The organism is Oleiphilus sp. HI0067 (assembly GCF_001635735.1).
Map to the genome: position 1 here is coordinate 1 of NZ_LWFI01001335.1, position 962 is coordinate 962.

Consider the following 962-nt stretch of genomic DNA (forward strand, 5'->3'; position numbering starts at 1 on the left):
GCCAGTATGGATGATATTGATTTCCACCAGGGAGATTCTCTTCTTCTAATGACTGATGGAATTCCAGAGTCGACAAACAGCACTGATGAAATGTTTGGGATGGATCGTGTAGCTCAGTGTGTTTCAAGAGAGCAAACGGACGTGTTCGAGGAGATGTTGAGTCAATACCACAGCTTTGTTGAGGATGCACCTCAGCAAGATGATGTATCTTTACTAGAGGTGATGGCATATAAGCCGGAAGCTGATGATATTCTTATGAACGACGTTTCGATGTTTCCCTGGAAAACCTCGCTCATGTTCAATGAGGAATTCTTGCGTAAAGATCTAAATATTGCGTCTGAGGTGTTTTATTTGCTTCCGGATCGACCTGAATTTGCGGTTCATCAGGAAACAATTGCAACTGTCCTGACGGAGTTATTCTGTAATGCCTTGGATCATGGCATTTTGCAGTTATGCTCTTCTCTGAAACAAGATGCAGAAGGTTTTGAAAATTATTATTTGATGCGTGCAGAGCGCTTGACAGCATTAAGCGAAGCGAGCATTGAAATAAAACTTGAGTACGGTCTTGATGAACCAAGAGTTCTCGATATTGAGATTATCGATTCAGGCGCTGGATTTGATATTTCCGGCATCACAGAAAGGCCTTTCGATGATCATGCTCCTAGTTTTCACGGGAGAGGTTTGAAGTTGGTTGAATCGCTCTGCCGCAAAGTGCGCTTCAACGATAAGGGGAATAGTGTGCGAGCCTCAATTCGACTCGCATAAATGGTCTTAAGCTTTGCTGTGATAGAACAAAAATACGTCGGTTAGTTGTTCAGCAATGATCGTTTCAAACTGTTGCATTAACTTCTTATTGTTGATGATTGGAGCAAAGTCTTCATTATCAAATAAACCAGATAAGGCCATATACGGAAGTAACAATTCGGCGCTTATTTCTTCGTTCTGATTAAACCAATCTGACT

Annotated in this window: 1 protein-coding gene and 1 pseudogene; one reads left to right on the plus strand and one right to left on the minus strand. The window is 41.7% G+C overall.

The features are described from left to right. On the plus strand, positions 1-765 hold a 765-nt coding region (locus A3739_RS21200), incomplete at its 5' end, for an anti-sigma regulatory factor (RefSeq protein ID WP_156502733.1). A 6-nt stretch (positions 766-771) separates the two neighbouring features. On the opposite strand, the pseudogene A3739_RS30195 reads toward A3739_RS21200, so the two are convergent. Then, positions 772-962, minus strand: a pseudogene (locus tag A3739_RS30195) (YecA family protein); the annotation flags it as partial.